This is a genomic window from uncultured Desulfovibrio sp. (genome assembly GCF_902477725.1).
Lineage (GTDB): Bacteria > Desulfobacterota > Desulfovibrionia > Desulfovibrionales > Desulfovibrionaceae > Desulfovibrio.
The window spans coordinates 210,816-234,749 of record NZ_CABSIF010000003.1; the positions used below are offsets into that span (position 1 = coordinate 210,816).

21 protein-coding genes are annotated in these 23,934 nt (G+C 56.9%); 8 read left to right on the top strand and 13 right to left on the bottom strand.

The features are described 5' to 3' along the window. Positions 1 to 40: 40 nt before the first annotated feature. The 8 genes from rnhA to RDK48_RS03780 all read right to left on the bottom strand — a co-directional run bounded on the left by rnhA (position 41) and on the right by RDK48_RS03780 (position 7,101). Positions 41 to 511 carry a ribonuclease HI gene (rnhA, locus tag RDK48_RS03745; protein WP_298997680.1) on the bottom strand — a complete coding sequence of 157 codons (471 nt, stop codon included), beginning with the start codon at positions 509 to 511 and terminating at the stop codon, positions 41 to 43. A gap of 317 nt (positions 512 to 828) precedes the next feature. Further along, positions 829 to 2,064 (bottom strand): M20 family metallo-hydrolase, encoded by a 1,236-nt coding sequence (locus RDK48_RS03750; protein WP_298997678.1) that lies wholly within the window; start codon positions 2,062 to 2,064, stop codon positions 829 to 831. A gap of 93 nt (positions 2,065 to 2,157) precedes the next feature. Continuing rightward, complete coding sequence (gene ilvC, locus RDK48_RS03755) at positions 2,158 to 3,150, bottom strand: ketol-acid reductoisomerase (RefSeq protein WP_298997677.1); 993 nt, start codon at positions 3,148 to 3,150, stop codon at positions 2,158 to 2,160. Between the two features lie 28 nt (positions 3,151 to 3,178). Beyond that, positions 3,179 to 3,949 carry a (S)-ureidoglycine aminohydrolase gene (allE, locus tag RDK48_RS03760; RefSeq protein ID WP_298997676.1) on the bottom strand — a complete coding sequence of 257 codons (771 nt, stop codon included), beginning with the start codon at positions 3,947 to 3,949 and terminating at the stop codon, positions 3,179 to 3,181. 120 nt (positions 3,950 to 4,069) lie between these two features. Beyond that, the gene (locus RDK48_RS03765; RefSeq protein ID WP_298997675.1) at positions 4,070 to 4,798 is read right to left on the bottom strand and encodes an amino acid ABC transporter ATP-binding protein; all 729 of its coding nucleotides are present in this window, start codon (positions 4,796 to 4,798) and stop codon (positions 4,070 to 4,072) included. Then, positions 4,779 to 5,435 (bottom strand): amino acid ABC transporter permease, encoded by a 657-nt coding sequence (locus RDK48_RS03770; RefSeq protein ID WP_298997674.1) that lies wholly within the window; start codon positions 5,433 to 5,435, stop codon positions 4,779 to 4,781. The genes RDK48_RS03765 and RDK48_RS03770 overlap by 20 nt, the downstream gene beginning before the upstream one ends. Then, the gene (locus tag RDK48_RS03775; protein ID WP_298997673.1) at positions 5,432 to 6,100 is read right to left on the bottom strand and encodes an amino acid ABC transporter permease; all 669 of its coding nucleotides are present in this window, start codon (positions 6,098 to 6,100) and stop codon (positions 5,432 to 5,434) included. Before RDK48_RS03775 ends, RDK48_RS03770 begins: the two co-directional genes overlap by 4 nt. 197 nt (positions 6,101 to 6,297) lie before the next feature. After that, positions 6,298 to 7,101 (bottom strand): transporter substrate-binding domain-containing protein, encoded by an 804-nt coding sequence (locus tag RDK48_RS03780; RefSeq protein ID WP_298997672.1) that lies wholly within the window; start codon positions 7,099 to 7,101, stop codon positions 6,298 to 6,300. Positions 7,102 to 7,295: 194 nt separating this feature from the next. Between RDK48_RS03780 and RDK48_RS03785 the strand changes: the two genes are divergently transcribed. Beyond that, a complete protein-coding gene (locus tag RDK48_RS03785; RefSeq protein ID WP_298997994.1) occupies positions 7,296 to 7,991 on the top strand; it encodes a FadR/GntR family transcriptional regulator in 696 nt (231 codons plus the stop codon). 130 nt (positions 7,992 to 8,121) lie between these two features. Here RDK48_RS03785 and RDK48_RS03790 read toward each other — a convergent pair whose 3' ends face one another. After that, positions 8,122 to 9,864: a methyl-accepting chemotaxis protein gene (locus RDK48_RS03790; RefSeq protein WP_298997671.1), complete on the bottom strand. Its 1,743-nt coding sequence runs from the start codon at positions 9,862 to 9,864 to the stop codon at positions 8,122 to 8,124. Positions 9,865 to 10,415: 551 nt separating this feature from the next. Here RDK48_RS03790 and RDK48_RS03795 point away from each other — a divergent pair. Further along, positions 10,416 to 10,676 carry a helix-turn-helix domain-containing protein gene (locus RDK48_RS03795; RefSeq protein WP_298997669.1) on the top strand — a complete coding sequence of 87 codons (261 nt, stop codon included), beginning with the start codon at positions 10,416 to 10,418 and terminating at the stop codon, positions 10,674 to 10,676. 90 nt (positions 10,677 to 10,766) lie between these two features. Here the strand turns inward: RDK48_RS03795 and ahcY are convergent, their stop codons facing one another. Together ahcY and RDK48_RS03805 are read right to left on the bottom strand one after the other, a co-directional pair. Beyond that, complete coding sequence (ahcY, locus tag RDK48_RS03800; RefSeq protein ID WP_298997667.1) at positions 10,767 to 12,188, bottom strand: adenosylhomocysteinase; 1,422 nt, start codon at positions 12,186 to 12,188, stop codon at positions 10,767 to 10,769. A 71-nt stretch (positions 12,189 to 12,259) separates the two neighbouring features. Next, positions 12,260 to 13,183 carry a metalloregulator ArsR/SmtB family transcription factor gene (locus tag RDK48_RS03805; protein WP_298997665.1) on the bottom strand — a complete coding sequence of 308 codons (924 nt, stop codon included), beginning with the start codon at positions 13,181 to 13,183 and terminating at the stop codon, positions 12,260 to 12,262. A 159-nt stretch (positions 13,184 to 13,342) separates the two neighbouring features. On the opposite strand from RDK48_RS03805, the gene RDK48_RS03810 reads away from it, so the two are divergent. From RDK48_RS03810 to RDK48_RS03830, 5 genes are all read left to right on the top strand, one after another. Beyond that, a complete protein-coding gene (locus RDK48_RS03810) occupies positions 13,343 to 13,855 on the top strand; it encodes a DUF721 domain-containing protein (RefSeq protein ID WP_298997663.1) in 513 nt (170 codons plus the stop codon). 351 nt (positions 13,856 to 14,206) lie between these two features. Continuing rightward, the gene (locus RDK48_RS03815; RefSeq protein WP_022658986.1) at positions 14,207 to 14,584 is read left to right on the top strand and encodes a hypothetical protein; all 378 of its coding nucleotides are present in this window, start codon (positions 14,207 to 14,209) and stop codon (positions 14,582 to 14,584) included. A gap of 271 nt (positions 14,585 to 14,855) precedes the next feature. Next, positions 14,856 to 15,260, top strand: a complete 405-nt coding sequence (locus RDK48_RS03820) for a thioesterase family protein (RefSeq protein ID WP_298997661.1) — start codon at positions 14,856 to 14,858, stop codon at positions 15,258 to 15,260. Positions 15,261 to 15,361: 101 nt separating this feature from the next. After that, positions 15,362 to 15,904: an NADPH-dependent FMN reductase gene (locus tag RDK48_RS03825; RefSeq protein WP_298997658.1), complete on the top strand. Its 543-nt coding sequence runs from the start codon at positions 15,362 to 15,364 to the stop codon at positions 15,902 to 15,904. A gap of 82 nt (positions 15,905 to 15,986) precedes the next feature. Further along, complete coding sequence (locus RDK48_RS03830; RefSeq protein WP_298997656.1) at positions 15,987 to 16,601, top strand: YkgJ family cysteine cluster protein; 615 nt, start codon at positions 15,987 to 15,989, stop codon at positions 16,599 to 16,601. Positions 16,602 to 16,721: 120 nt separating this feature from the next. On the opposite strand, the gene RDK48_RS03835 is transcribed toward RDK48_RS03830, so the two are convergent. Further along, positions 16,722 to 18,752: a hypothetical protein gene (locus tag RDK48_RS03835; protein ID WP_298997653.1), complete on the bottom strand. Its 2,031-nt coding sequence runs from the start codon at positions 18,750 to 18,752 to the stop codon at positions 16,722 to 16,724. A 248-nt stretch (positions 18,753 to 19,000) separates the two neighbouring features. Continuing rightward, complete coding sequence (locus RDK48_RS03840; protein WP_298997650.1) at positions 19,001 to 22,552, bottom strand: FAD-binding and (Fe-S)-binding domain-containing protein; 3,552 nt, start codon at positions 22,550 to 22,552, stop codon at positions 19,001 to 19,003. Positions 22,553 to 23,003: 451 nt separating this feature from the next. Between RDK48_RS03840 and RDK48_RS03845 the strand changes: the two genes are divergently transcribed. Next, positions 23,004 to 23,894, top strand: a complete 891-nt coding sequence (locus tag RDK48_RS03845; RefSeq protein WP_298997648.1) for a hypothetical protein — start codon at positions 23,004 to 23,006, stop codon at positions 23,892 to 23,894. Positions 23,895 to 23,934: the final 40 nt, after the last annotated feature.

Below are 23,934 nucleotides of genomic sequence, written 5' to 3' on the forward strand. Positions count from 1 at the left end.
GCGGGAATGCCCGCAAGGGCAAAACTAGGGTTCGCCGTGGCTAGGGATTATAGCCCGTGTCGGGGGGCAGATCCCTGCGGCCAGCTTCTGCGCGGGCCAGAACGTCGCAACGTTCGTTCTCAGGGTGCCCGGCATGGCCTTTCAGCCAGCGCATGCGCACCTTGTGGGTGGAAAGCAGGGGCAGCAGGCGCTTCCACAGATCCACATTGAGGGCGGGCTTTTTGTCGCTCTTGATCCAGCCCTTTTTCTGCCAGCCCCAGACCCAACGCTTTTCAATGCTGTCGCAGACGTATTTTGAGTCGGAGTAGAGCTCGACTTCGCAGGGGGTTTGCAACTGGCTCAGGGCTTCCACAACCGCCAGGATTTCCATGCGGTTGTTGGTGGTCAGCTTGTAGCCTCCGGCAAATTCCTTGCGGTAGTCCTGATCGTCAAGTTTGAGTACGGCGGCCCATCCGCCGGGGCCGGGATTGCCCAGGCATGAGCCGTCAGTATGAATGGTCACTTTCTGCATTGTAGTCCTTTACGCGGGTTCCTGCCGAAGCTGTTCGGCGAACGGCAAGCATACACGGCAAAGCCTTGCTGGGCAATGCGCCTCTTGGGGCAGGTGAGGGCGGATTCCACCCGGCAGAAAGATCCCTGGGTAGATTGCGGCAGAAATAATGACGCGAGGGCGCGGGGGAGAGAATAGCCTCCTCCCCCGAAAATTTCGTAATTTAAAATTGTTTTAGAGCAGTTAACACTTGATATGCCTGCCTGCTCGTATTTCGTGGCAAGAATTTTCAGGAAAATCCTTGCAGAGCAGTTAACTCATTTCATTTGTAAACTGCTCTAGCCGGGTTCGTTGCCCGCGCGCATCAGACAGTGCAGCAGCACGTCAGCGCCTGCCGCGCAGTCTTCCCACGAGGTGTTTTCTACCTCGGCATGGCTGCGCCCGCCCATACTGGGCACAAATATCATGGCTCCCGGCGCAACCTGAGCAATATAAATCATGTCGTGCGATGCTCCGGAGACCATGTCCAGGCAGGGCAGGCCAAGGTTGGTCGCAGCCTCGCGCACCATTCCGCGCAGGCGCTGGTCAAAGGGCACGCGCGAAACCTGCCAGATGCGTTCGGGCGTAACCTCACACCCCGCCAGTTGCGCAGCTTCGGCCAGCGCGGACTCGATGCGTAGGCACACATCATCCGTGGCGGCTTCGTCCCAGCCGCGCACGTCGATGGTGAACTGCACATCCCCGGCAATGACGTTGCGTGAATTGGGCGAAGCATGCACTTCGCCCACAGTGGCAACCACCTGGCCGGAACTGCGGGCGATCTCAAAGATGCGCGCTGCCATGAGCGAAAAGGCGTATATGGCATCCTGCCTGCTGGTCATGGGCGTTGGCCCGGCATGGTTGGGCACGCCCTGCACGCGCACATTGTACCAGCGCAGGCACACAATGCCCTGTGGTATGCCGATGGGGATGCTTTTCTCTTCCAGCACAGGCCCCTGTTCTATGTGCAGTTCAAAGGCCGCGTGTACAGGGCGGGGGAAATAACTGGAATCGCCCCGGAAGCCGATGCGTGTGAGCTCCCCGCCAAGGGTAAGGCCTTGCTGGTCTTTGAGGGCGTACATATCTTGTTGCGCCAGCTTGCCAGCCCATACGCCGGAGCCGGAGCAGCCGGGGGTGAAGCGGGAACCTTCCTCGTTGGTCCAGTCGGCCACCACCAGATCGCGCAGCAGGGTCACGCCCGCATCGCGCAGAGCGTTCACAACCTCCACGCCAGCCACAACGCCCAGCATGCCGTCAAAACGACCGCCGAGCGGCTGGGAATCGCCGTGAGAACCTGTCATCACCGGGGGCAGGCTTCTGTCCTTGCCCGGCAGCACGGCAAAGATGTTGCCCATGCCGTCCACATGGATTTCGCAACCCAGCTCCTTCAGCCATGCGCTGAGTTGCTGCCGGGCGTCTTTGTCTGCATCGGACAGGGCCAGTCGGGTGACGCCGCCGCCCGCAGTTGCCCCGAATGCAGATATTGCTTCCATGCGGTTTTGCAGCCGCGCTTTGTCTACACGCACAGAGTTCATGCCTTCTCCCTTGGTTCAGGCTCTATTTATCCGGCGGGGGCACGGGCTGCCAGCCCGTGCCCGCAGGCACATCCCGCCAGCGGCGGAAAAAGCCTATGACATGCCGAATTTGTCGCGGAACAGTTTGCCGGTGCGCTCCATGTCCGAATCGGCCCAGGTGCGGCGCATGCGGTTGAGGGTGGGCATGCCCAGATTGAATTCATTCAGCCAGTTACGGGCAAAGATGCCTTTTTCCGTTTCTTCAAAAATTTGTTGGATGGCATCTTCGTTGATGACGCGCGGGCCGGATGTGCGCACGGCAAATTCACACGTGCGGCTGGCCCGCCGCGTGAGGTATTCTTCCACGCCCACTTCATCGATATCGTCAATGATGGAGCGGATGGAGCGCACGGCCTTGGCATAGGCGAAGGAAGCCGGATAGCCGTTATCGGTCATGACCTTGTAGATGGAGCGCATGAGCTGAATAGCCCCACCGTAGAGCACCTGCTCTTCAAAATTGTCGCCCTCGGTTTCGTGCTGGAACGAGAGCTTGATGGTGCCCACGCGGGTGCTGCCCACGCCCTTGGCAATGGCAAGGGCAGTGTCGGCGGCATGGCCGCTGGCGTCCTGATCAACGGCCACCGCGCCGTAGATGCCCGAGCCTTCCTTGAACTTGCGGCGCACCACCGGGCCGGGGCCGTTGGGCACAAACAGGATGACGTCCACATCCTTGGGCGGCTTGATGGTACCGTAGAGGATGGCAAAGCCGTGCGCAAAGCTGAGGGTCTGACCGGGGCGCAGGTGGGCGTGGATGGAAGAATAGTACACAGCGGGCTGGGCCGGGTCTTGCAGCAGAATATGAACGATATCAGCTTGTTTGACCGCCTCCTCGATGTCGTACACGGCAAAGCCGTCGGCCTCGGCGTCCTTCCAGCTGTTGTGCACGGTCTTGTCGCCAACGCCCACAATCACGTTGATGCCGCTGTCGCGCAGGCTTTTGCCCTGAGCCTTGCCCTGGCTGCCGTAGCCGATGATGGCAATGGTCTTGCCGTGCAGCACGGAAATATCAACGTCTTCGTCCCGGTAAATTTCGCCAAACTGTGACATGGTATATCCTTATTGAAAAAGCGGGAGGCTAGAGGGCCACATCGCGGTTGCAGTCTTTGGAGTAGATGTATGTGAGCCGTCCCCTGCCAGTGGCGTACACTGCCTGCGGGGTGTAGGGGCCAAAGAATATGAAGTCTTCCTTCTGCACCTGAATCCACTCGGCCCCCAGCAGATAGATGCCTTCGCCCTCCAGCAGGTAGGCCCCGTGCTCCTGCACGTGGGTTTCCACAAAGGGGTGGCAGCCTGCGGGGTCAAAGCTGAGGGTGTGCATGTTCATGTCAAAGCCCAGATGGGTGGGCAGCAGATCGCGGATAAACACGTTGGCCATGTCTTCGTAAATGCGTTCTTCCATTGTTGCGGTATTGCCGAATACTGCTTCGGCTTCGTACCCGTGCAGGGCTATGTAGCGCTGCTTGTAGAGCAGAAAGCGCACTGGGGCATTGGTGGTGTTGCTAAATTCAAGGCCTTTTCCCGCAGGGGCAAACACGTAGCCGCCGGGGGCCAGAGTGTGCTTCTGCCCGCAGGTGGCTGCGGTCAGCGCTTCCGCGCCGTCCATGACATATAAAAAGGCTTCCACGCCCGGCTCCTGCGCAAAGGGGGCAACGGTACCCCCGCCGGGCAGGGCGGTGCCTACATACTGCACAAAACTCGCGCCCAGTTTGGGGGAGGCAATGATGGACATGTTGCAGCCCTCAATGCCGGGTATGACGTTGCGCACCCGACCTTCCGGCGGAATGACCGCATATTCGCCGGGCCGGATGACGGCCCGTGTCTTCAGCAAACCCTCTGGATAAGCCATGTTTCCTCCTTGAGCAGATTTAGTTTTGCTTGCCCAGACCGGGCACAGCGCGCCGGTCTCCGCAACGGGCGTTCGCATGGGCGGACGCCGGAGCAATTTTTGATAAATTGCCCATAATGCTCAGTTCACCGTCTGGATGAACGAAGCCAGCTCCGGAGTGCCGGGCTTGGCAAAAAGCGCCTTGGGGGCCCCGGCCTCATGAACCTTGCCCTGGTGCATGAACACCAGTTTGTTGCCTACTTCACGTGCAAAGCGCATTTCGTGCGTGACCATGATCAGGGTCATGCCTTCTGCCGCAAGCTTGCGCACAACCTCAAGCACTTCGCCCACCAGCTCGGGATCAAGGGCGGAGGTTATTTCATCGCACAGCAACATCTTGGGGCGCATGGCAAGCGCGCGGGCAATGGCCACCCGCTGCTGCTGCCCGCCAGACAACTGATCGGGAAAGGCGTTGAATTTGTCGGCAAGGCCCACCCGCGCGAGCATTTCTGCGGCAAGCTCCCGCACTTCGGCCTCGGGCTCTTTTTTGACAATGCGCGGGGCCAGCATGACATTTTCCCCCGCTGTAAGGTGGGGAAAGAGGTTGAACTGCTGAAAGACCATGCCCACTTTGAGCCGCAGTGGGCGCAAATCGTTTTCCAGCCCATGGACACGATCTCCGTCAATTCTCACAAAACCCGCATCAAAGGTTTCCAGCCCGTTAAGAATACGTAGAAACGTGCTCTTGCCAGATCCGCTGCGGCCAATGACGGCCACAACGTCGCCTTCTTCCACCGTGAGGTTGACCCCACGCAGCACCTTGGTTTCACCGAACTGCTTGTGCAGTTCATCAACGACGACCAGCGACATGGAGCCTCCTTTCGATGCAGCGGGCAAAGGCCGAAAGCGGATAGCACATGAGAAAATAACCCGCAGCCACAAGGCCGTAGACCAGCAGCGGCTTGAAGGTTGCGTTGGCGATCATGGTCCCGGTTTTGGTTATTTCCACAAGGCCGATGATCGAGGCCACGGCTGTTCCTTTGACGACCTGTACTGAAAAGCCCACAGTCGGGGGGATGGCTATGCGCAAGGCCTGGGGCAGAATGACGTGACGCAGCTGCTCGTAACGGTTCATGGCGAGGCACGCCGATGCCTCCCACTGACCCTTGGGCAGCGCCTCAACACATCCGCGCCAGATTTCAGCAAGGTACGCGCTGGTAAAGAACGTAAGACCCAACGTAGCGGCGGCCAGGGGCGAAATATCCACGCCAAACAGGGCCAGCCCGAAAAAGATGAGAAAAAACTGCATAAGCAGCGGCGTATCCTGAAAAAACTCAATGTACGTCACGGCCAGGGCGCGCAGCTGTGCCTTGGGCGAAATGCGTACAAACAGCACAATAAGGCCCATGAATCCGCCAAGAGCGAAAGCGATGACGGATAAAACGATTGTCCAGCCCGCGCCCGTCAGCAGATGGCGCACCATATCCCAGATGGAGAAGCTGATCATGCGCGCCCCCTGCGGATGCAGTGTTTGCCAAAGGCATGCAGGCTCTTGCGTACTGCGATGGCCAGAGCAAGGTACATGAGGGTGCTGGCGAGGTAGACCTCAAAGGCGCGGAACGTACGGCTCTGGATCAGGTTTGCCTCAAAGGTCAGTTCCTCGGCGGCGATCTGTGAACATACCGAAGACCCCAGCATGACAATGACAATCTGGCTGCACAGGGCGGGCCACACGGTTTTGAGCGCCGGGCGCAGAATCACGTGGCGCAGGCACTGCCAGCGGCTCATGGCCAGGGAGTCTGCGGCTTCAATCAGGCCTTTGGGCACAGCCGCCACACCAGCACGGATGATCTCGGTCGAATATGCGCCAAGGTTGACGACCATTGCCAGCACGGAGGCTTCCCATCCGTTCAGCCGCACCCCAAGGGCGGGCAGGCCGAAGTATATGAAGTACAATTGCACAATAAAGGGCGTGTTGCGGACGCATTCTACATAGGCGGTAAAAAACGGGTGCAAAAAGGGCAACCGCCACTCGCGCGAAACCGCTCCCAAAATGCCCACGGCAAGGCCCACCGTGGCGCTGACCGCCGTGAGGGTCAGCGTCAGTGCTGCCCCCTGAACCAGCAATGGCCAGTTTGCCGCAATGGGCTCGAAGGTAAACTGATAGGCCATGGCTGTTCCCCTAACTGGAGGTCGCTCTATGGCGACCACCTCCATATGTCCTGATTGCTGCGGCAAAGTCGCTATTTTGCAGCTTTGCGAGGTTGCCGCATCAGAATCTTGCCGTTATAACCTTGTGGTCTTACCGGTAAAAAGTTGGTAAGCACGGTGCTCCTCGCTGTCCTTTTTGGCAAGCCACCAGAAAATCTTTAAAAATCCTGCGGCAGGGTGGTGTGCAGCCATGTTTGCGCAATGGCTTCAAGCTGCCCGTCCTTCTTTGCCTGGATGATGATGTCGTCCACAGCCTTTTGCAGTTCCGGCTCGTTTTTGTTCAGCCCGATGTAGCAGGGCGAGTTCTTGATGAGGAATTTGACTTCCAGATGTTTGGCCGGGTTCTGCCCGTTGATGGAAGCCGCCACAACGTTGCCTGTGGCAACCATCTGCACCTGGCCGGAAAGATATGCGGCGATGGTTGAACTGTTGTCCTCAAAACGGCGGATTTCTGTGGATGCGGGCGCAATCTTGGTCAGTTCCATGTCCTCAACCGCGCCACGGGTCACCGCAATTGTCTTGCCCGTCAGATCTTCTGCCGTGGCGACCTTGAGATCGGCGGGGCCAAATACGCCGTTAAAGAAAGGCGCGTAGGCCACTGAAAAGTCGATGGCTTTTTCGCGTTCGGCGTTTTTGCCCAGTGAGGAGATGACCAGATCAACCTTGCCTGTGGTAAGGTAGGGGATGCGGTTTGTGCTGGTTACTGGCACAAGCTTCACTTTGACGCCAAGGCTTTTTGCAATAAGCCGGGCAGTATCGATGTCGTAACCCACAGGCTGCATGTCTGCGCCCACAGAACCAAAGGGGGGGAAGTCCTGCGGAACAGCAATGGAGATAACGCCTGATTTTTTTATTGATTCAAGCGTGTTGCCCGATTGTTGGGCGTAAAGGGATTGCGGCAGGGCTGCGGTCAGCAGCATGACGGCCAGGATGAAACCAAGGCGGCTGGGAAAAAATTGCATGACGTCCCCCGAAGAAAATGTTTGAGTAAATCCGGAATTATCCACGTTTTGGTCATTTTCTGGTAAGACCGGTAAAAAATGATTGCGCGTTTTCTACAAATTTGTCAACATGGGTAGGCGGAAAATATTACTTCTACAGTTTGGTGGAAATTATGTGTGCTAAATTACAGGAAAAACTTGAAGAAGCTACAAAAATGTGGAAGTCTAGCTCGGAAGAAGCTGCTGAAAGCATTTTATCAATGATTTTGCATAATAACTGGCAAGAAGGGCATAAATTGCCCCCGCAGCGCGCGCTTGCGGAATCTCTTGGGGTCAGCCGTCCTACGGTGCGCGAAGCTCTGGTTATTCTGGAGACCATGGGCAAGGTGACCATTCAGCCCGGCAAGGGCGTATTCCTTGTGACACGCGCGCAGGAGAGCCTGCCTGTGGCACCTGTCACGCGGTTTGACCGGTCATTTATTGCGGGCAAAGAAACGCAGATTTTTCAGTTCAGGCACGCCATAGAGCCAGCCATTGCCGCCCTTGTGGCCCTGAACGCTACGCAGGCCCAGCTTGACGACATGGCAGCCATGCTTGACGACATGAAGCAGGCCAGCGTGCGCGGTGACGTGCAGCTTTTTGCCCAACTGGATTTCGCCTTTCATACCCAGATGATTGAAGCGGCAAACAATCCTTTTTTCATTGAGGCCATGCGCCCGTTTTTTGATCTGTTTTCTGAAAGCCAGCGGTTGCCTTTTTCCAATCAGGAAGGGCTGGTGGACACCATGCGTGAACATGCGGTTCTGCTGGAACATCTCCGGTCGCGGAACTCGCACGGGGCGCGTTTGGCTATGGAAGAGCACGTTGTCGCCACTGCCGCCAGAGCAGGAGTGCGTATTTCTTCTTGGTGAGGGAGTGGGGCGAGCTTTGGGTGGCGCAGAGAGGTTTGGGAAAATAGCGGGTGTGCGGGCACCTCGCCCAGGGTCCAAAAAAGGCGGCCCTGCGAATGCAAGGCCGCCCTGTGACTGCATGCAGCGAGAGTTAGGAATTTTTGAGCTGGGTTATGATGCGGGCCAGGTTCTGGGCCTGCGCCGCAAGTTCGGAAACAGCCTTGCTGGCTTCGCCCATTGCCTGTGATGTCTCAGACGCAATGGTATTGACGTGCTCCACCGAGCGGGCGATTTCTTCAGAGGAAGCGGACTGCTCCTCGCTGGCGGTGGCGATACTGCGCACCTGATCAGCTGTCTGCTCCGCAAGGCTGAGAATTTCCGCAAGCGCGGCACCGCATTTTTCGGCAAGATCGGCAGCAAGGTTTACCTTGCCAACCGCCTGGTCCATACGGCGCACACCTTCTTTGGAACTTTCCTGAATGGCCTGAATGGCCTTGCCCACATCCTGTGTGGAGGACATGGTTTTTTCTGCCAGTTTGCGCACTTCGTCTGCCACAACGGCAAAGCCACGGCCCGCCTCGCCAGCGCGCGCAGCTTCAATCGCCGCGTTCAGGGCCAGCAGGTTTGTCTGGTCGGCGATGTCCGAGATAACAGTCATAATTTCGTTGATGGCCTGTGCGTGGACAGAAAGAGTGTCCATGTTGGTTTTGAGACCTATTGTTTCGGCCTGAACCTCGTCCATGGCTCGCCGACACTTTGTGGTTACATCATCGCCTTCCTTGGCCTTGCTCTGTGTGGATGCGGACAGGTTTGCACCGGCTCCGGCGTTCTTGGCAACCTCAATGACCGTGGCATTCATTTCTTCCACTGCGGTGGCGGTGTCCGCAATGCGGTGGGCCTGCTGCTCAGCGCCGTGCGAAGACTGCTCTATCTGGGCGGAAAGTTCTTCAGAGGCTGATGCGATGACGTTGACCACGCCTTCAAGCTGGGTGGCGGCGTCAAGCAGGCCTTCCTTGCGGGCTGTTTCTGCCCGCGCGGTGGCTTCTTCGGCCACAATCTGTGCCTTGCGGGCCTGTTCCGCAGCTTCCTGAGCCTTGTGGGATTCTTCCTTGGCGTGGTCAATGTGGCTCTTGAGGGCCGCAACCATGGCTACAATGGATTCGTACACGCCAGCCTTGGGGCTGCCATCGTCAATGTTGTAGTCGCCGTCCACAACCCGCAGGGCAATGGTGTTCAGTTCGCCGGGGTCTTTGCCCAGCTGCTTGTGGGTGCCGCGCAGGATGACAACCGCTGTGGCGGTTCCCGCCAGAAGAGAGGCCACCAGCAGGCAGATAACCAAAAGTTTGGCCGAGGCGTACAAGTCATCACAACCCTTGCTGGCGGCCAGGCTGCCCTCGGTATTTATGCGGACAAGATCTTCCAGGTAGGCCGTGGTTTTTTCAAAAATAGCCCGGGTTTTGCCACGGGTGAGGTCGCGCGCTTCTTCCAGTTGTCCTTTGTCGGCAAGCATGACCACATCTTTTGAAATATCCATGTAGCTTTGCCATTCGCGCTGGAAAGCCTCGTAGACCTTTTTTTCTTCTGCTGAAGCAATGAGCGGCACGTACTGCGACTTGTTCTTTTCAATATCTTTGAGCGTGGTGTCCATTCTGGCCTGATAGCGAGCCCTGTCCTGTGCCTCAGGGCTGTTGGCAAGCTGCACCTGGGCGAGGCGATAATCTGATGTATTAACGTTGAGATTCAATACATACCTGGTGGAGGGGAGCCAGTTTTGATTGATGTCTGTTGTGCCGTCATTGATCTTTGACATTTGCACAAGGCTGAAAAGCCCAAGCGCAATTGTCAGAGCCATTAAAAAACCTGCCATCAAGGATAACTTGACACTCAACTTCATGATGCTTCTCCACTGTGATAAGATCTGTTTAAACGGTTTGCTCAATCTTTTGTTAAAATTTTAATTGGATGGAATGCAGATATTGATTTTGTATCAAATTTTCTGCTATTATTTTAGTATTATCGGATTTTAATGTGTTTTGGATAGGTATATATTGGTTAAGTGTAAAAATATAAAAACACATAAAAATGAAAAAATAACATTGAACTGAAATATAAAAAGGAATTATAAAATATTATAATAATAAAAAGTACGTAAGTTCTATTTTGTGTAAAATAATAAAGTGAAATTTTTTTTTTATGACAACATTACATACAAAATAAAATAACTACTATGAGAAGTAGTTATGTTGTCATTAAGGTAGATGCTTGCGCAGATAATAATTCAAGCCCCATTTTATTTGGTTATGAAAATAGAATTGAATTGCAATAAAAAAATAATGCTGTTGTATTATTTGACCAAAAAGCACGAAACACCGAGGCTACTTGCCCCTGATATAGATGGTAATATACTCCCATGTCTAGTCAAGAAAATTCCGGTATAGTAATAGGATGGAAAAATATCCTTATTTAAATGAAGCAGTTGCGAATATCCTGAAGGGCAGACGTGAAGCTCTTGGCATGAGCAAGCGTAAGTTGTCTGAGCTTGCGATGATAGAAAGGGCTTATATTACCGGATTGGAAAATGGTAAGTGGAATGTGTCATTGAATGTTTTGTTTTGTTTAAGTGAGGCGCTTGAAATAAAACCTGATGTATTTATTCAATTAGTAATGGATGAGGTTGAAAACATGAAAAAAATGGATGTGCCATGACAGTATGCTTTTATTTTCCGGGGCAGTGCAACATGAAAAAGCCGGAGCAATGCTCCGGCTTTTTCTTTCTGGAATGTTCGCCTTGCGGGTTTAGTAGCGGTAATGGCTGGGCTTGTAAGGCCCTTCAACCTTCACGCCGATATACTCGGCCTGCTCGGGGGTAAGCGTGGTAAGCTTGACGCCAAGACGGGCAAGGTGCAGGCGGGCCACTTCTTCGTCCAGTTCCTTGGGCAGGGTGTAAACCTTGTTTTCCAGCGGTTCGGAGGCAAGCTTGAGCTGGGCAAGGGTCTGGTTGGTGAAGCTGTTGGACATAACAAAGCTGGCGTGCCCGGTGGCGCAGCCAAGGTTAACCAGACGGCCCTCGGCCAGCACAATGATGCTGCGGCCGGACTTGAGCGTCCACTTGTCCACCTGCGGCTTGATGTTCAGGCAGGTTATGCCGGGGGTGTTTTCCAGGTAGGACATTTCGATTTCGCTGTCGAAATGGCCGATGTTGCACACAATGGCCTCGTCCTTCATGGCTTCCATGTGGGCGCCGGTGATGACATGGTAGTTGCCGGTGCAGGTCACATAGATATCGCCCTGGTGAAGGGCGTTTTCAACCGTGGTGACTTCAAATCCTTCCATAGCGGCCTGAAGGGCGCAGATGGGGTCGATTTCCGTCACCAGCACTCGTGCGCCAAAACCGCGCATGGACTGGGCGCAGCCCTTGCCCACATCGCCGTAGCCCACGACCACAACAACCTTGCCCGCCACCATGATGTCGGTAGCGCGTTTGATGCCGTCAGCCAGGGATTCGCGGCAGCCGTACAGGTTGTCGAACTTGGACTTGGTGACCGAGTCGTTGACGTTGATGGCCGGGAACAGCAGGGTGCCGGCAGCTTCCAGCTGGTAGAGGCGGTGAACGCCGGTGGTGGTTTCTTCCGAAACGCCCTTTACCTTGGCGGCAACCTTGTGCCAGTGCTGCGGGGCTTCCTTGAGGCGCAGCTTAAGGCGGTCAAGAATGCACTGAAATTCCTTGTTGTCGGTCTTTTGGTCAAGGATGGAGGGATCGTTTTCCGCCTCAAAACCTTTGTGGATCAGCAGGGTGGCGTCGCCGCCGTCGTCCACGATAAGGTCGGGGCCGCTGCCGTCAGGCCAGGTGAGGGCCATTTCCGTGCACCACCAGTAGTCTTCAAGGGTTTCGCCCTTCCAGGCAAAGACCTTGGCCATGCCGCTTTCCGCAATGGCGGCGGCGGCGTGATCCTGAGTGGAAAAGATGTTGCACGAAGCCCAGCGGATGTCTGCGCCAAGGGCGTGCAGGGTCTTGATGAGCATGGCCGTCTGAATGGTCATGTGCAGGGAGCCGGTGACCTTGAGGCCCTTGAGGGGCTGGGTGGGACCGTATTTTTTGATGCATTCCATGAGGCCGGGCGTTTCGCGCTCGGAAAGCTGCATTTCTTTTTTGCCAAAGTCAGCCAAAGATATGTCGGCCACTTTGTAGTCAAGGGTCAGGTCAAGAGGCTTAATCATTGTTTTCTCCTATCCGCAATTTTGTTGTTGTCGGTAAAATCTTGGGAAATATGAGCCGCTGGGCTAGGCTGTCAGCGGGCTTCGGCGCTGAGCAGAAGCATGGTCATGTTTCTGTTCACCTGCATGTGCTTGCAGTGCAAAACCGCAAAGCCTGCCGCAGCCAGATCAAGGCCAAGCTGCTGTTCGTCAAAGCCAAGCCAGCGGTCGCCGTAGCGGGAGCGCATGGTTTCATCGGCATGGCGTTGAAAATCGGCCACAAAGAACCTGCCGCCCACAGCCATGATGCGCCGGATCTCGCGCAGGCCTTCAGCCGGGTCTGAAAGATGGTGCAGCACAAGGTTGATGCAGGCAAAGTCCGCCTCGTGGTCGCGCAGCGGCAGGTGGCTCAGTTCGCCAATGCGCAGTGAAACGCGGCCTTCGGCCAGATCCTCTGGAGTAAAGCGGCGGCGGCAGATTTCAAGCATGCGGGCGGAGCCGTCCACCCCAATGACCCCTTGCGCCTTGGGCAGCATGCGTGCGAGCACAGTGCCAGTGCCGCAGCCAAGGTCCACTGCTGTGCCGCAGTCGTCAGGCATGGCATCAAAAACTGCCCCGGCCAGATCAAAACTACCGAGAACCTCGCGGTTCAACTCGTCCCAGTCTTCCGCAATGGCGTTAAAAAACTGGCGGGTTTTAAGCGCGCGTTCTTCAAGAATTTGCGCGGCCATATTGAGGTCTGCCCGCATGGCGGCGTCCGGGTGGACAAAGGGCGTGATGGCGCGCAAAAAATCAAGATATTCGCCCGCGCGAGGCGTGGCATAAAAAACCCACAGGCCATCACGGCGCGAAGTGAGCAGCCCTGCCTCGGTAAGAATCTTGAGGTGCCGCGAAACACGCGATTGCCCCATATCAAGGATACTGACCAGCTCGTTGACCGAGAGTTCGTAATGCAGCAGAATATGAACCAGCCGCAGGCGAGTTTCATCCGACAGAGCTTTGAAAAATAAAAGTGCCATTATCTGTCCAGTTTCAATAAATCAAATTTGATTGATGTAAGTATCAATATATCAGCATATAGTCAATATGTTCAAAAAAAGCATAGACAAAAGCCCGCGCCCAACAGCACCCGAATTCCCGCCAGGATCCGGGGCGCTGCCTGTTTTTAAGGAACGATAATGGCCGTATTCCGTAAACGACAGAAAGGCTCTCAGCCCATGCACGCCATGGAGGTCATGGCCTCAGTGATGGCGGGGCTTGGCGCGGCCCCCGGTCAGGGGGAAACGCGGGCGCGGTTGCAACAGCTCTGGCTCAACTGGGGCATGGTCATGGGGCCTGATCTTGCGCCTTTGGCGCGGCCCATGGGACATCATAGGGATGTTCTGCTTATCGGGGCAGAGGATGCCATGCTGGCGCAGGAGCTGCACCTTATGGCGGGCGAAATGCTGGAGAGGGTCAATGCCTTTATGGAACAGCCTTTTTTCAGCGCCATAAAGGTCAGCCTGCTTATGGGCAAGGCCGGTCTGGACAAAGCCGCAACGCGGAAAACGGCAAATGAGGATAAGCCAGCGCCCCGGTTACGAGCACCAGAGCCTCGGTGCGCTGATGGCGTGTATCTGGAGGCAATGGATCCTGCATCGCCGGTGGCGCGTGCCTATGCGCGCTTTATTCGGCAGCGTCGCACACGCTGAGCACAGGCGGGCAGCCCCGGCAGGGAGCCCGCAACCGCAATGCGTATTGAGAACAATGAGCGCTCAGGACAGAAAAAACTGCCTGTGAGTACCCTTGCCTTCCCCCTTCTGTTTTATTCGTGGCAGGTACGGCGTTCCATTTTCTTTAGGGTAAACCGCAAAAGAAAACATATCTTTTTTAAGTATATATATTGATGTGTTATAAATTTTAATCGCACTTTGTGCATGCGATTTTGTTGTTCGCTTGCTGCGCTTTATTGACAACGCTTCTGGTGCGGTGCTAGTTTTCCCCAACGTTAACTGGGGATTTTGTGGCCATTGTTTGATGGTCTGAGCCTGCGGAGGGAATGAATGGACGTGCAGAAAACCATGGAAGACATTTGCCTGAAACAGGACAACGGCTGCGACTTTGCTTTTTGCGGTCGTCTTTTTTCGGAATGTTCCTGGTATGACGAATCGCTTGGCACACTTACTCGCCAAAAGCTGTATGTGACCGAAAGCAATGAACAGATCTATTACATTGTTCGTTCCAGCGGTCAGGAGCGCAGCCGTCACGCCTACAAGCTGTTCATGCGCGGCGATGTGTGCGTGATCCACAACGGCGTGACCGAAATGGCCCTCCAGTTTGACATGCTCATGCTGGCAGTGCGTGGCCTGTGCGGCCTTGATTCTGGCGCGACCCCTTCGCTCTCCATGGTTGAAGAGATGCTCAAGGCAGCCAATGCCTGATTTTTCCATATAGCCGCAGTCACCGCGTATGCGTTGGCGGCAGCAACCTCCACATGAAACGGCCCTCTTTGCGAGGGCTTTTTCATTTTCTGCAGCCTTCAACTTTTTGCAACCCGCTGGCGCGCCATTCGCTGCATGCTGCCTCTCAAGGCAGACAATCGTTGAAAGAGCTGGGCAAGTCCTTTACTCTGGCAAACAATACGCAAGTATCAGAGTGGCGCTCGGCATGTTCTTCTGCGTGCCACCAATCCAATAAGCCAGCGAGGCAGACATGAGCAATACTATTACGCCCGGCATGAACGGCATGGCAGAAACCACAGTTACCGAGGCCATGCTGGCAAGCACGGTGGGCAGCGGCAAGGTCAGCGTGTTTTCCACGGCCATGATGGTGGCCTGGATGGAAGGCACCGCTGTGGATGTGGTGCAGCCAAGCCTGGAAGAAGGGCAGACAACCGTAGGAACCGGCATCAGCGTCAGCCATGTGGCAGCGACGCCGCAGGGTATGAAAGTGCGTTTTACTGCGGAAGTAACCGCAGTTTCCCCCAACGGCAAAGGCCTGAGTTTCAAGGTGGCTGCCTATGACGAGACAGGGCTGATCGGCGAGGGGACGCACGAGCGCGTGGTTGTGAACAAAGATAAATTTGAGAGCAGAACCAGGGACAAGGCAAAAGCCTGACAAACAACCCTCCCTACGGGATTTCAGCGGCTCTGGCATATGGGCTTTTGCCTAAAAACACAGTAAACTACTCATGTCTATGCAACCCTTAAGGAGTAGTTATGGGCAACCTTACTTTTGTCGGCATATCGGGCAGTCTGCGCAAGGCTTCGCGCAATACCGGGCTTTTGCGGTGCTGCGCAGCGCATCTTCCTCAGGGTGTAAGCCTTGAAATTGCAGATATTTCCGCTCTGCCGTTCTACAACGCGGATATTGAAAAACCCGCTGTGGTGCAGCGCCTCATTGATCAGGTGAGCGCAGCGGACGGGCTGGTCCTGGCCTGCCCCGAATACAACTATTCTCTTGCTCCCGCGCTGAAAAACGCGCTGGACTGGCTTTCACGCGAACCCGACCTCGCGCCCCTTACAGGCAAAACCGCCTGCATCGTGGGTGCTGGCGGCGGCATGGGCACATCGCGGGCGCAGTACCATCTTCGTCAGGTGTGCGTGTATCTGAACCTGCACGTACTGAACAAGCCTGAGCTTTTTTCCAACGCTTTCACGCCTGCCTTTGCCGATAACGGCGATGTGCAGGATGAAGCCCTTGCGAGTCAGGCAACGGCCCTCATGCAGGCCATGACCGATTGGACGTTACGGCTGAAGTAGCCCCCGATCTGCCAGCCCCGTGGACAGGCCGCTGCTTCTGCAGTGGTTTTCTGCGGGGCTGCGCGTTGGCAAGGAAATAGAAATGGCTGCCAGTCAGGAAAAAGACGCACAACGCTTCAGGTACAACAACCGCAGGTTTGAGCGCATGCCGGGCATGAGTCTGCTGCTGGACGCGTATGCCCTGGTGGATTGCGGCGTAGCGGAATCCATCGCGCTCCAGAAGGAGCCGCCAGCCTGCGGGCCGGGGTGCTGCTATTGCTGTATCCAGCCCATCCCTGCAACCCCACTGGAAATTCTGGCCTTGCGCCTTTTTGCGGAGCTGGAGCTTCCACCCTCCAGGCGGGATGCTCTCAAAGCAGCCTTTGCGCTGTTCCACAGAGAACGGACAACTCTTGGGGGTGCCTGCCCGTTCCTGCTGGAGGGGTGCTGCGGCGCTTATCCTGTACGTCCGATTGCGTGTAGGCGCTATGTAGTTTTCGGCCAGCCGTGTAAAGCGGGCGAGGATGCCACCCAGACCCGCCCTGCTGATGTGCTGCACCCGCGCCAGGATGCCATGCAGGCAGCCTTGCGGCTCACATTGCCCTGGTACAGGGAGCGGTACACCCTGCCGGAACACATTACAGCGGAGGAAGCACAGGCTTTCTTTCGCGGTGTCACCACGGTATTGCAGGCCGTGCCCTGGGCAAGCTACGCCTGACCACGCCGCCAGGTCATTCCGCAGCCAAGTAAGTACGGACAAGCAAGTCTGATAAAGCCGGAGTGCCGGATTATCCCTGATATACTTCAGCGCTGCCCAGCTCTTGCAATGCCCGGAGGGTCAGGGTTTTGACAAATCAAGCCGGAGCATCGGGCCGTTGTTCAGGCTCACAAAAAGGCCCAGCGGCACATTGACAGCCGGACTCACCGGTACGGCCAGATACTCACCGACCTTCCAGCCTTCAGCCATGAAGTGGATTTGTTCGCCTGCCAGTGTGGTCAGTATTTGCTGATAAGCGGAGCCTCCGGCGGTGCTGTCTGCAAGCCTCTGCCGCTCCAGAAGATGTGATGCAGCAAGCCGTTGCAGAAATACGGGCATAAGCCTGCGCCAGTCCGTTTTGTTGAGCCGCAAAACCGCAATGCGCTCAATCTTTGAAATATCCTGTCCGTGAAGCACCAGCCACAGATCGCTGAACGAGGTGGTGGCCGCAGACGGTTGCACGTTTGACGGCGCGCCATTGGCGCGCACCAGCCATGCAGCGTCAATTCCCGCATCATGCAAGGCCTGCGACAAGCCGAGCGTTACAGGCTTTTGCGCGGCCATGTCCGCAGGTGCCTCCAGCGCCGCCACGGCTGCGGTGGCCACGGGCGGTGCGCTGTATACACCGCCAAGGCCCAGCATCCAGGCCGCCCAGAGGTTGGGCCATGTTTCTGGTTGCGCGGGCAATGCCTCATCCATCTGAACGGGAAAGACCGTCGCCGGAATACTGCGCTGCACCACAGGCAGGGGCAAATTCTTGTCTATGGTTCGCTTGCGCGCGCCGGGACGGTAGATTTCGCCAAGCAGGCCGAAGCGCGGCGGCGCATCCTTTGGCTGGGCGGCATCGCCCATGACCTGCAACGTGTCATAGCGCTCCTGCAATTGCAGCCCAAGGTGGAGCATGCTGCCGTTGGCAGCATTGGTCATGGTGTTGCGCCAGTTGGAACTGCTGGCAAGCAGAACCAGCAGGGGAATAAGCAGCGCAGCCATGAGCGCCCGTTGGGGCAACCGCGCCAAGGCGCGTTCCACAGAAGGGAACGCGTTCAGCAAGCCCCAGAGGGCAAAGCCGCAGGCATAGGCTGAATAAATAGTCAGACCTGCGGGCAGCTTGCCAGTGGAGCTGATGGTCACATCACTGAGGGCATGCACCACGGTGAGCAGGGCTGAAAGCCCCAGATACGCGGCTATAGCCAAAACTGCCATCAGCAGGCCGGAACGCGCAGTTCCCCTGGCAAAGGCCGGGCATTGCCCGCGCATGCCGCGCAGCACAAGCACCAGCAGCAGAACAGCCCACGGCCACAGCCCGTCAAAAAACCAAAAGGCTACCTGCCGCCATTCGTCAAAAGCTGCGGCAAGCTGGCGCAGTTGTATGTCTGTGCCGATATGGCGGGCCGCCCTGCGTACCTGATTGCCCGGAGCAAGAAAGGAAAACAGCAAAGCTCCGAAAACCCATATCCACAGAACGCTTAAATGGCGCAGACGGGTGCGGGCGCTTTGCGTGGCATCGGGTTCCGTCTCCCTGCTTGCAAAGTGATCCACAAGGGCCAGCAGAACAGCAACCGTGCATGCCGCCAAAGCCGCCAGCGCTGAATGCTCAAACACACCCACGGTCAGTACACCCACAATGATGGCCTGACGCCGCGCCTTGCGGGCCTCGGTTGTCGGAGCGGCCCACAGGCGACAGAGCATCCACAGAAAGACAAGGGTCATGGCCTGCAAAAGGCCCATGGTGAGCGCATCTGTCAGCAGGTAGAAGTTGGGCAGGCTCTGATGACCAGCGAGCACCACAAGCACGCCCAGCAATCCACAAAAAGCAGCAGAGCCACGCCGTATGTTTAGCACACGTGCAAGGCCGAACAGGCCAAGGCCGAACAGCGCCGCCACGCCCGCGCATACAAGCCCGTAGAGGGGGCGGATTTCCCCGGCCTTGCCCAGAAAAACCGCTAGGAAGTGATAGGTGTAGCGTCCGCTCCAGGTCAGCCATTCGCGGGCAATTTCATACAGCCCGCCGGGCAGGTCAAAGGGGAACATGGCTCGGGTGACTTCATCAAAGTCGTCCCCGCGCGGAAACAGAAAGCCAAAGGCATAGGCAAAGGGCAACAGCAGAGCCACAACTGCCCCCCACCATCCCCAACCGGGAGCAGGCAAGGTAAAAGTATCCGCCTTAAATTCAGGGGCCGGGGATTTACCGCAGTGTGCGGGGCAGGAATCGGCAGGGTGCGCCATGTGCTGACAGACCTTGTGTTTGCGCGGGAGGCCCCGTTACCGGAACCCCCCGCGCTGTATTTTGAGAATGTGTGCTGGCCTTGCAGAAACAGGAGGCCGAGCCTGAATGGGCAGGCCGCCTGATGATAAGGCTGTTATTTCAGGTCAATAACGCGCACTTCGCCGCGCATTTCGTTGACCTTCTTGCGGAAAGTCTGGCGGCGGTCCTCACCATCCACCTGACCGGCCAGCCATTCAACCACGTGCATGACAGGGCGTTTGTCGCGCATGTTGATGAGGCAGCGGCCAATACCGATCTTGCAAGAGGGACAGCCCACAATCACGGGGCCGTCATTGCCCTGTTCAAAGGCTTCGCCAAGGCGCATCTGCTTGCGCGAACGCAGCAGGTTGTAGATGTCGGGCGAGGTCATGGCGCCCATGCCCGATTCGCCGCAGCAGCCGGGGTTGAGCGTAATCTTGGCACCGCTGAAGTCGCCCAGCGCCTTGATAATCTGCTTTTGTCCCTTGATCTTGTGCACATCGGCCCATTCGCAGTGGCATGCGCCATGGTAGACCACATTTGAGCCTTCCGGCAGGGGAGCCTTGAGCATGTCCTTGTCCAGCAGGGGCAGGGTAAGCTGGCCCACATCGCGCAGGGTCAACTGCGGGAACTGCGTTTCCATGTGCAGGCGTTCAAGGCCGTCACGGCACGAGCCGCAGGCTGTTACCATATGCTTGCAGTCAAAGCCCAGCTTGGCAAGATTGCGCAGCATGGAGGCCAGATACTGCCGGTTCTGGGCCATGTTGTCTTCAAAGGCCGTATCCATGCCCGCAGCCAGCAAGGGGAAGCCGCAGCACATGTGCCGGGGTGGCACGGCTACGGCAAAGCCGGCCTTGAGCAGCAGCATGACGGACGAAACGCCGATGCGGTCATAGAACAGCGCGCCGCCGCAACCGGGGAAGTACAAGACGCAGGGCATGCCCGGCGTTGGCTCGGCAGGCGCAAAAATGGAACCCCTGTGCAGCTTGAGGGTTTCATACAGATTTGTGTAGCCCATCTTGGGGCCGCGACCGGAAAAGAGCGGGCTCTTCAGGCGGCGTTTCCACATTTCTGGCACGAAACCGAGAAACTTGTTCTGCATCTTTTGCCCGAGCGAAGCCATTTTGGCCGCCTTGGGCGCACGGTGCTGGATGTCGCGCGAGAGCCACTCAAGGGCATGCCCCTTGATGGGGTGCCCGCCAGCGCCTTCGTGTTCCAGCAGGGCGCGCAGGGTAAGGGCCACCTCGCCCGAGGGAATCTTGACCGGGCAGTTGGCCATGCAGCGGCCACAGGCGGTGCAGTGCTCCACAATATCGCGCAGGGCCTTGTGCAGGCTTTCCTCGATGCGGCCCTTGTTGACCTGACTGTAGTACACGGCCTCCAGCAGCATGCCCAGCACCATGTTCTTGTTGCGGGGGTGGTACTGCATGGAGCGCTCGGGATAGCACATGGAGCAGACCTGCTTGCACTTGCCGCAGCGTGTGCAGACCTGAATGGAGGTGAGCAGGCTGATGAGCTTTTCCTTGTCGGGCAAGCCGCTTTCGCGAATATCGCGGATCAGGCGGTTGAACGAGAAGGTAAAGGGGCGCACCGGCAGTTCGCGGAAAACCAGCTTGGCCGGGTTCATCACATCGCGTGGATCCACGCGCTCCTTGAAGGCGCGCAGGGCGTCCATCTTGTCTTTGCCGAAAAAGGCGATCTTGGTGATGCCGATGCCGTGCTCGCCCGAAACCTCGCCGCCCATTTCCTGGCATTCAGCCATGATGCGGGCTGCGGTTTCTTCCGCTTCTTCAAGCATGTGGGCATCGTTGGAGTTCACAGGGATGTTCACATGGCAGTTGCCGTCGCCCGCGTGCATATGGCTGGCAACCACAATGCGGCTGGCGTCCATGTACTCCCTGATCTTGTCGATCTTTTTGGCAAGATGGGGGTATTTTTCCTTGAGCTTGGCAAGAAAGTCTTCGGCGCGGGCGGCCAGTTCCATATCCGAAATTTCGGTGGCGGCAACATCGCCCGAGGCAGCCTTGGAGGCCTGCGAAAACTCGCGGTTAAAGTCCTTGTCTTCCATGGGGAAGCCCGGCAGACGCCCCACTTCCTGCAAGGCGTACCGGTAGGAGGCCGCCGTGCACTCCAGATTGATCTGCTCAAGGAACAGCGCAAAGTCGGGGATGCGGTCCATGGGGATGACCACGTCCTCGTTCATTTTAAAGCCGGAGGTGCGCTTGGCGATGGCCGAGAGCCTGTGGCGGTCTTCCCAGAAGCGTTCGCCTTCCTTGTCGTCGGCAGCAACGATGATATCCACGTTGTCCTGCTGTTCCACAACGCCCACGATGTCGCCCACGCATTTGTCGAGCAGGTAAGGATCGTCGCCATCCACCTGGAGGATGATAACCGAAATGGGCGAGCCCTCGTATTTTTCGGACTTGCGCTTGTATTCGATGGCCTGCACGTACTTGGCGTTGAATTCTTCCATGGCCGACAGGTGGGCGTAGTCGCCTTCCTGCCGGATACGGTTGCGCAGGGCCACCAGCTCGCGCACCACGATGGCAGCGGGGTGCATGGAGCGGCCAAAGAATTCAAGCACCATGACGCGGCTATACTTGGGCTTGGGGTGAACGATAAAGCAGGCTTCGGTAATGATGCCGTCCACGCCCTCTTTCTGCATGCCCGGCAGGCCGCCCAAAACCTTGTTGGTCACGTCCTTGCCAAGGCCCGGCAGACGGATTTCGTCGCCGCGCAGGTGCACCACGTTACGTACGCCGCCGCTCACGTCCTTGACCACAAAGACGGCGGTTTCGTCAGGCAGAATTTTGTGGCGGGGGTGGTTTTCACGTTCAACGGTGATGATTTCACCCGTGGGCGTGACCATGCGCCACCACAGCAGATTGTCCAGCGTGGTGCCATATTCAAAGGCGCTGGGGCCGCCCGCGTTTTCAGAAACGTTGCCGCCGATGGTCGAGGCCTGCTTGGAGGCCGGATCAACGGAAAACAGCGCACCCTCGGCGTCCACAGCATTGATAACGGCCTGGGTGATGGCCCCTGCCTGACAGGTGACTGTCATGGTTTCAAGGTCAACGGGCCCGATGCGCGTCAGCCGCGTAAGGCTGACAATAACCGTGCGCTTGCGCGCGGGTACTGCGCCGCCGGTCATGCCAGAGCCGCCGCCGCGCGGAATGAGCGCAAACTTCATGTCGTTGGCAAGCTTTACAAGCTCGGCCACCTGCTCGGTATTGTCCGGCTCAACCACCAACAAGGGCAGTTCCATGCGCAAGTCGGTGGCGTCTGTTGCCGATTCCACCATGGCAGCGGGATTGGTCAGAATGCATTCATCGGGCAAAACGCCGTGCAGGGCGTCCACCAGTTTGGCGCGGAAGGCGGTTTCGGCCTCGTGGGCCGACCAGAACATGGTGAGGCCTTCGCTGATGGCCGTGGCGTAATAGTGCGCCAGAGAGACTGATTCCTTGTCATAGCTTTCGCGCACGCTGGTGCGCACGGTTTCCGCATTGATAAAGGGGTTGTAGGCCACCAGAAAAAGTTCTTCGGCTATGGCGATGGCCAGGTTGCGCACAGATTCGGGCCATTCTGCAAAGTCATCAATGTTGATGCGCAGAATCCTGTTCACCACATAGTCGGGAGAAATGGAGATATGCGGACCCTTGTGGGGCATGACGTTCTACCTCGTAAAGCTCGATGAAGCTCTTGCGGCGTTGCCGCCGGTCAAATCCGTTAAGACAGGCGGGGCATGCTCAATCCACCCCCTGTTTTCCCGCGCATTGGCGAGCCGCCCAATAGCCGACCATGCCGAACCGATGCCCGTAGTGATGCGGGGTCGGGCGGCATGGCAGTTTGGAAAAAACTCGCGCTCTCGGCAGGCCGCAGGCCGCCGACACTGTTCAAACCCATCGGGCAAGCCGAAGGTCTGCAACGCGGGGGAAGCCTTTTCTCTACGTTCTATATTGATGGATGGCAAGTGCGCAGGGCATTGGCCCAAGCCCGCCATACACCATCCCGTCTGCCATAACAGGATTAGTAGTCTTTGACATTTGGCAAGCTGTAGATATTCTTCTGCCAGACGGGGCGCCCTGTGCCTCCGGGTATTCATCTATGGAGTTATCCGCATGTTTATCATAAAATTACAGCCAATTACGGATGTTTTTGACTGGTTGCACTCAGCCTGGGAGCGTGCCGCTACCCAGCGCCGCGTGGCCCTGTGCATCCTCTGGGTATATCTGCTCTCCCTGCTTGGGGTGGAACTCAAGCGCATGGGCATCTTGCCCCCGTGGCTTGCCGCGATTACGCCGCACAGCCATTTTTACGCCATCCATCTGGCCTTTACCCTGATTCTGGGGCTTGAGGTCATGAGCCTGATTCTGGCGATCCCCAGTTCCCTTTCGCAATCCATGGGCAAGCAGTTTGAGATACTTACCCTCATTTTGCTGCGCAACGCCTTTAAAGAGCTGGCCCATTTGCCGGAGCCGGTCAGCGTGGTTGACGACCTGCTGCCGGTTGTCAGCATCGCGGTTTCCGGGGCAGGGGCTCTGGCCGTATATATGTGCCTTGGGATGTACAAGCGCATTGCACGGCAGCATCTGCATTTTATCGCCACGGCCGATTTGCGCATGCGCTACGTCATGAGCAAAAAAATGCTGGCACTTGCCCTGTTTATCATTTTTTTGTTCATAGGCTCCCGCGATTTCATGCATTTTGTCAAAACCGGCGAAGACCTCAAGTTCTTTGAAACTCTCTACACGGTGCTGATTTTTGCAGATATCGCCATGGTGCTCATTGCACAGCGTTATATGCCCGCCTTTCACGCGGTGTTCCGCAATTCGGGCTTTGTTATCGGCACCTTGCTCATGCGGCTGGCCCTTTCCGCAAGCCCGGTGTGGAGCCCTGCCATTGGTCTTTTCGCCGCGCTCTTTGTGCTGGCCGTGACCTGGGGCACCAACTACTTCACGCCGCTACGGCATCAGGGCTACTGTGTGCGTGAGGTGGAATCCACCGATTAACCAATTGCCAGAAGCTTTTTTGTTCCAAAGGTGTCTAATA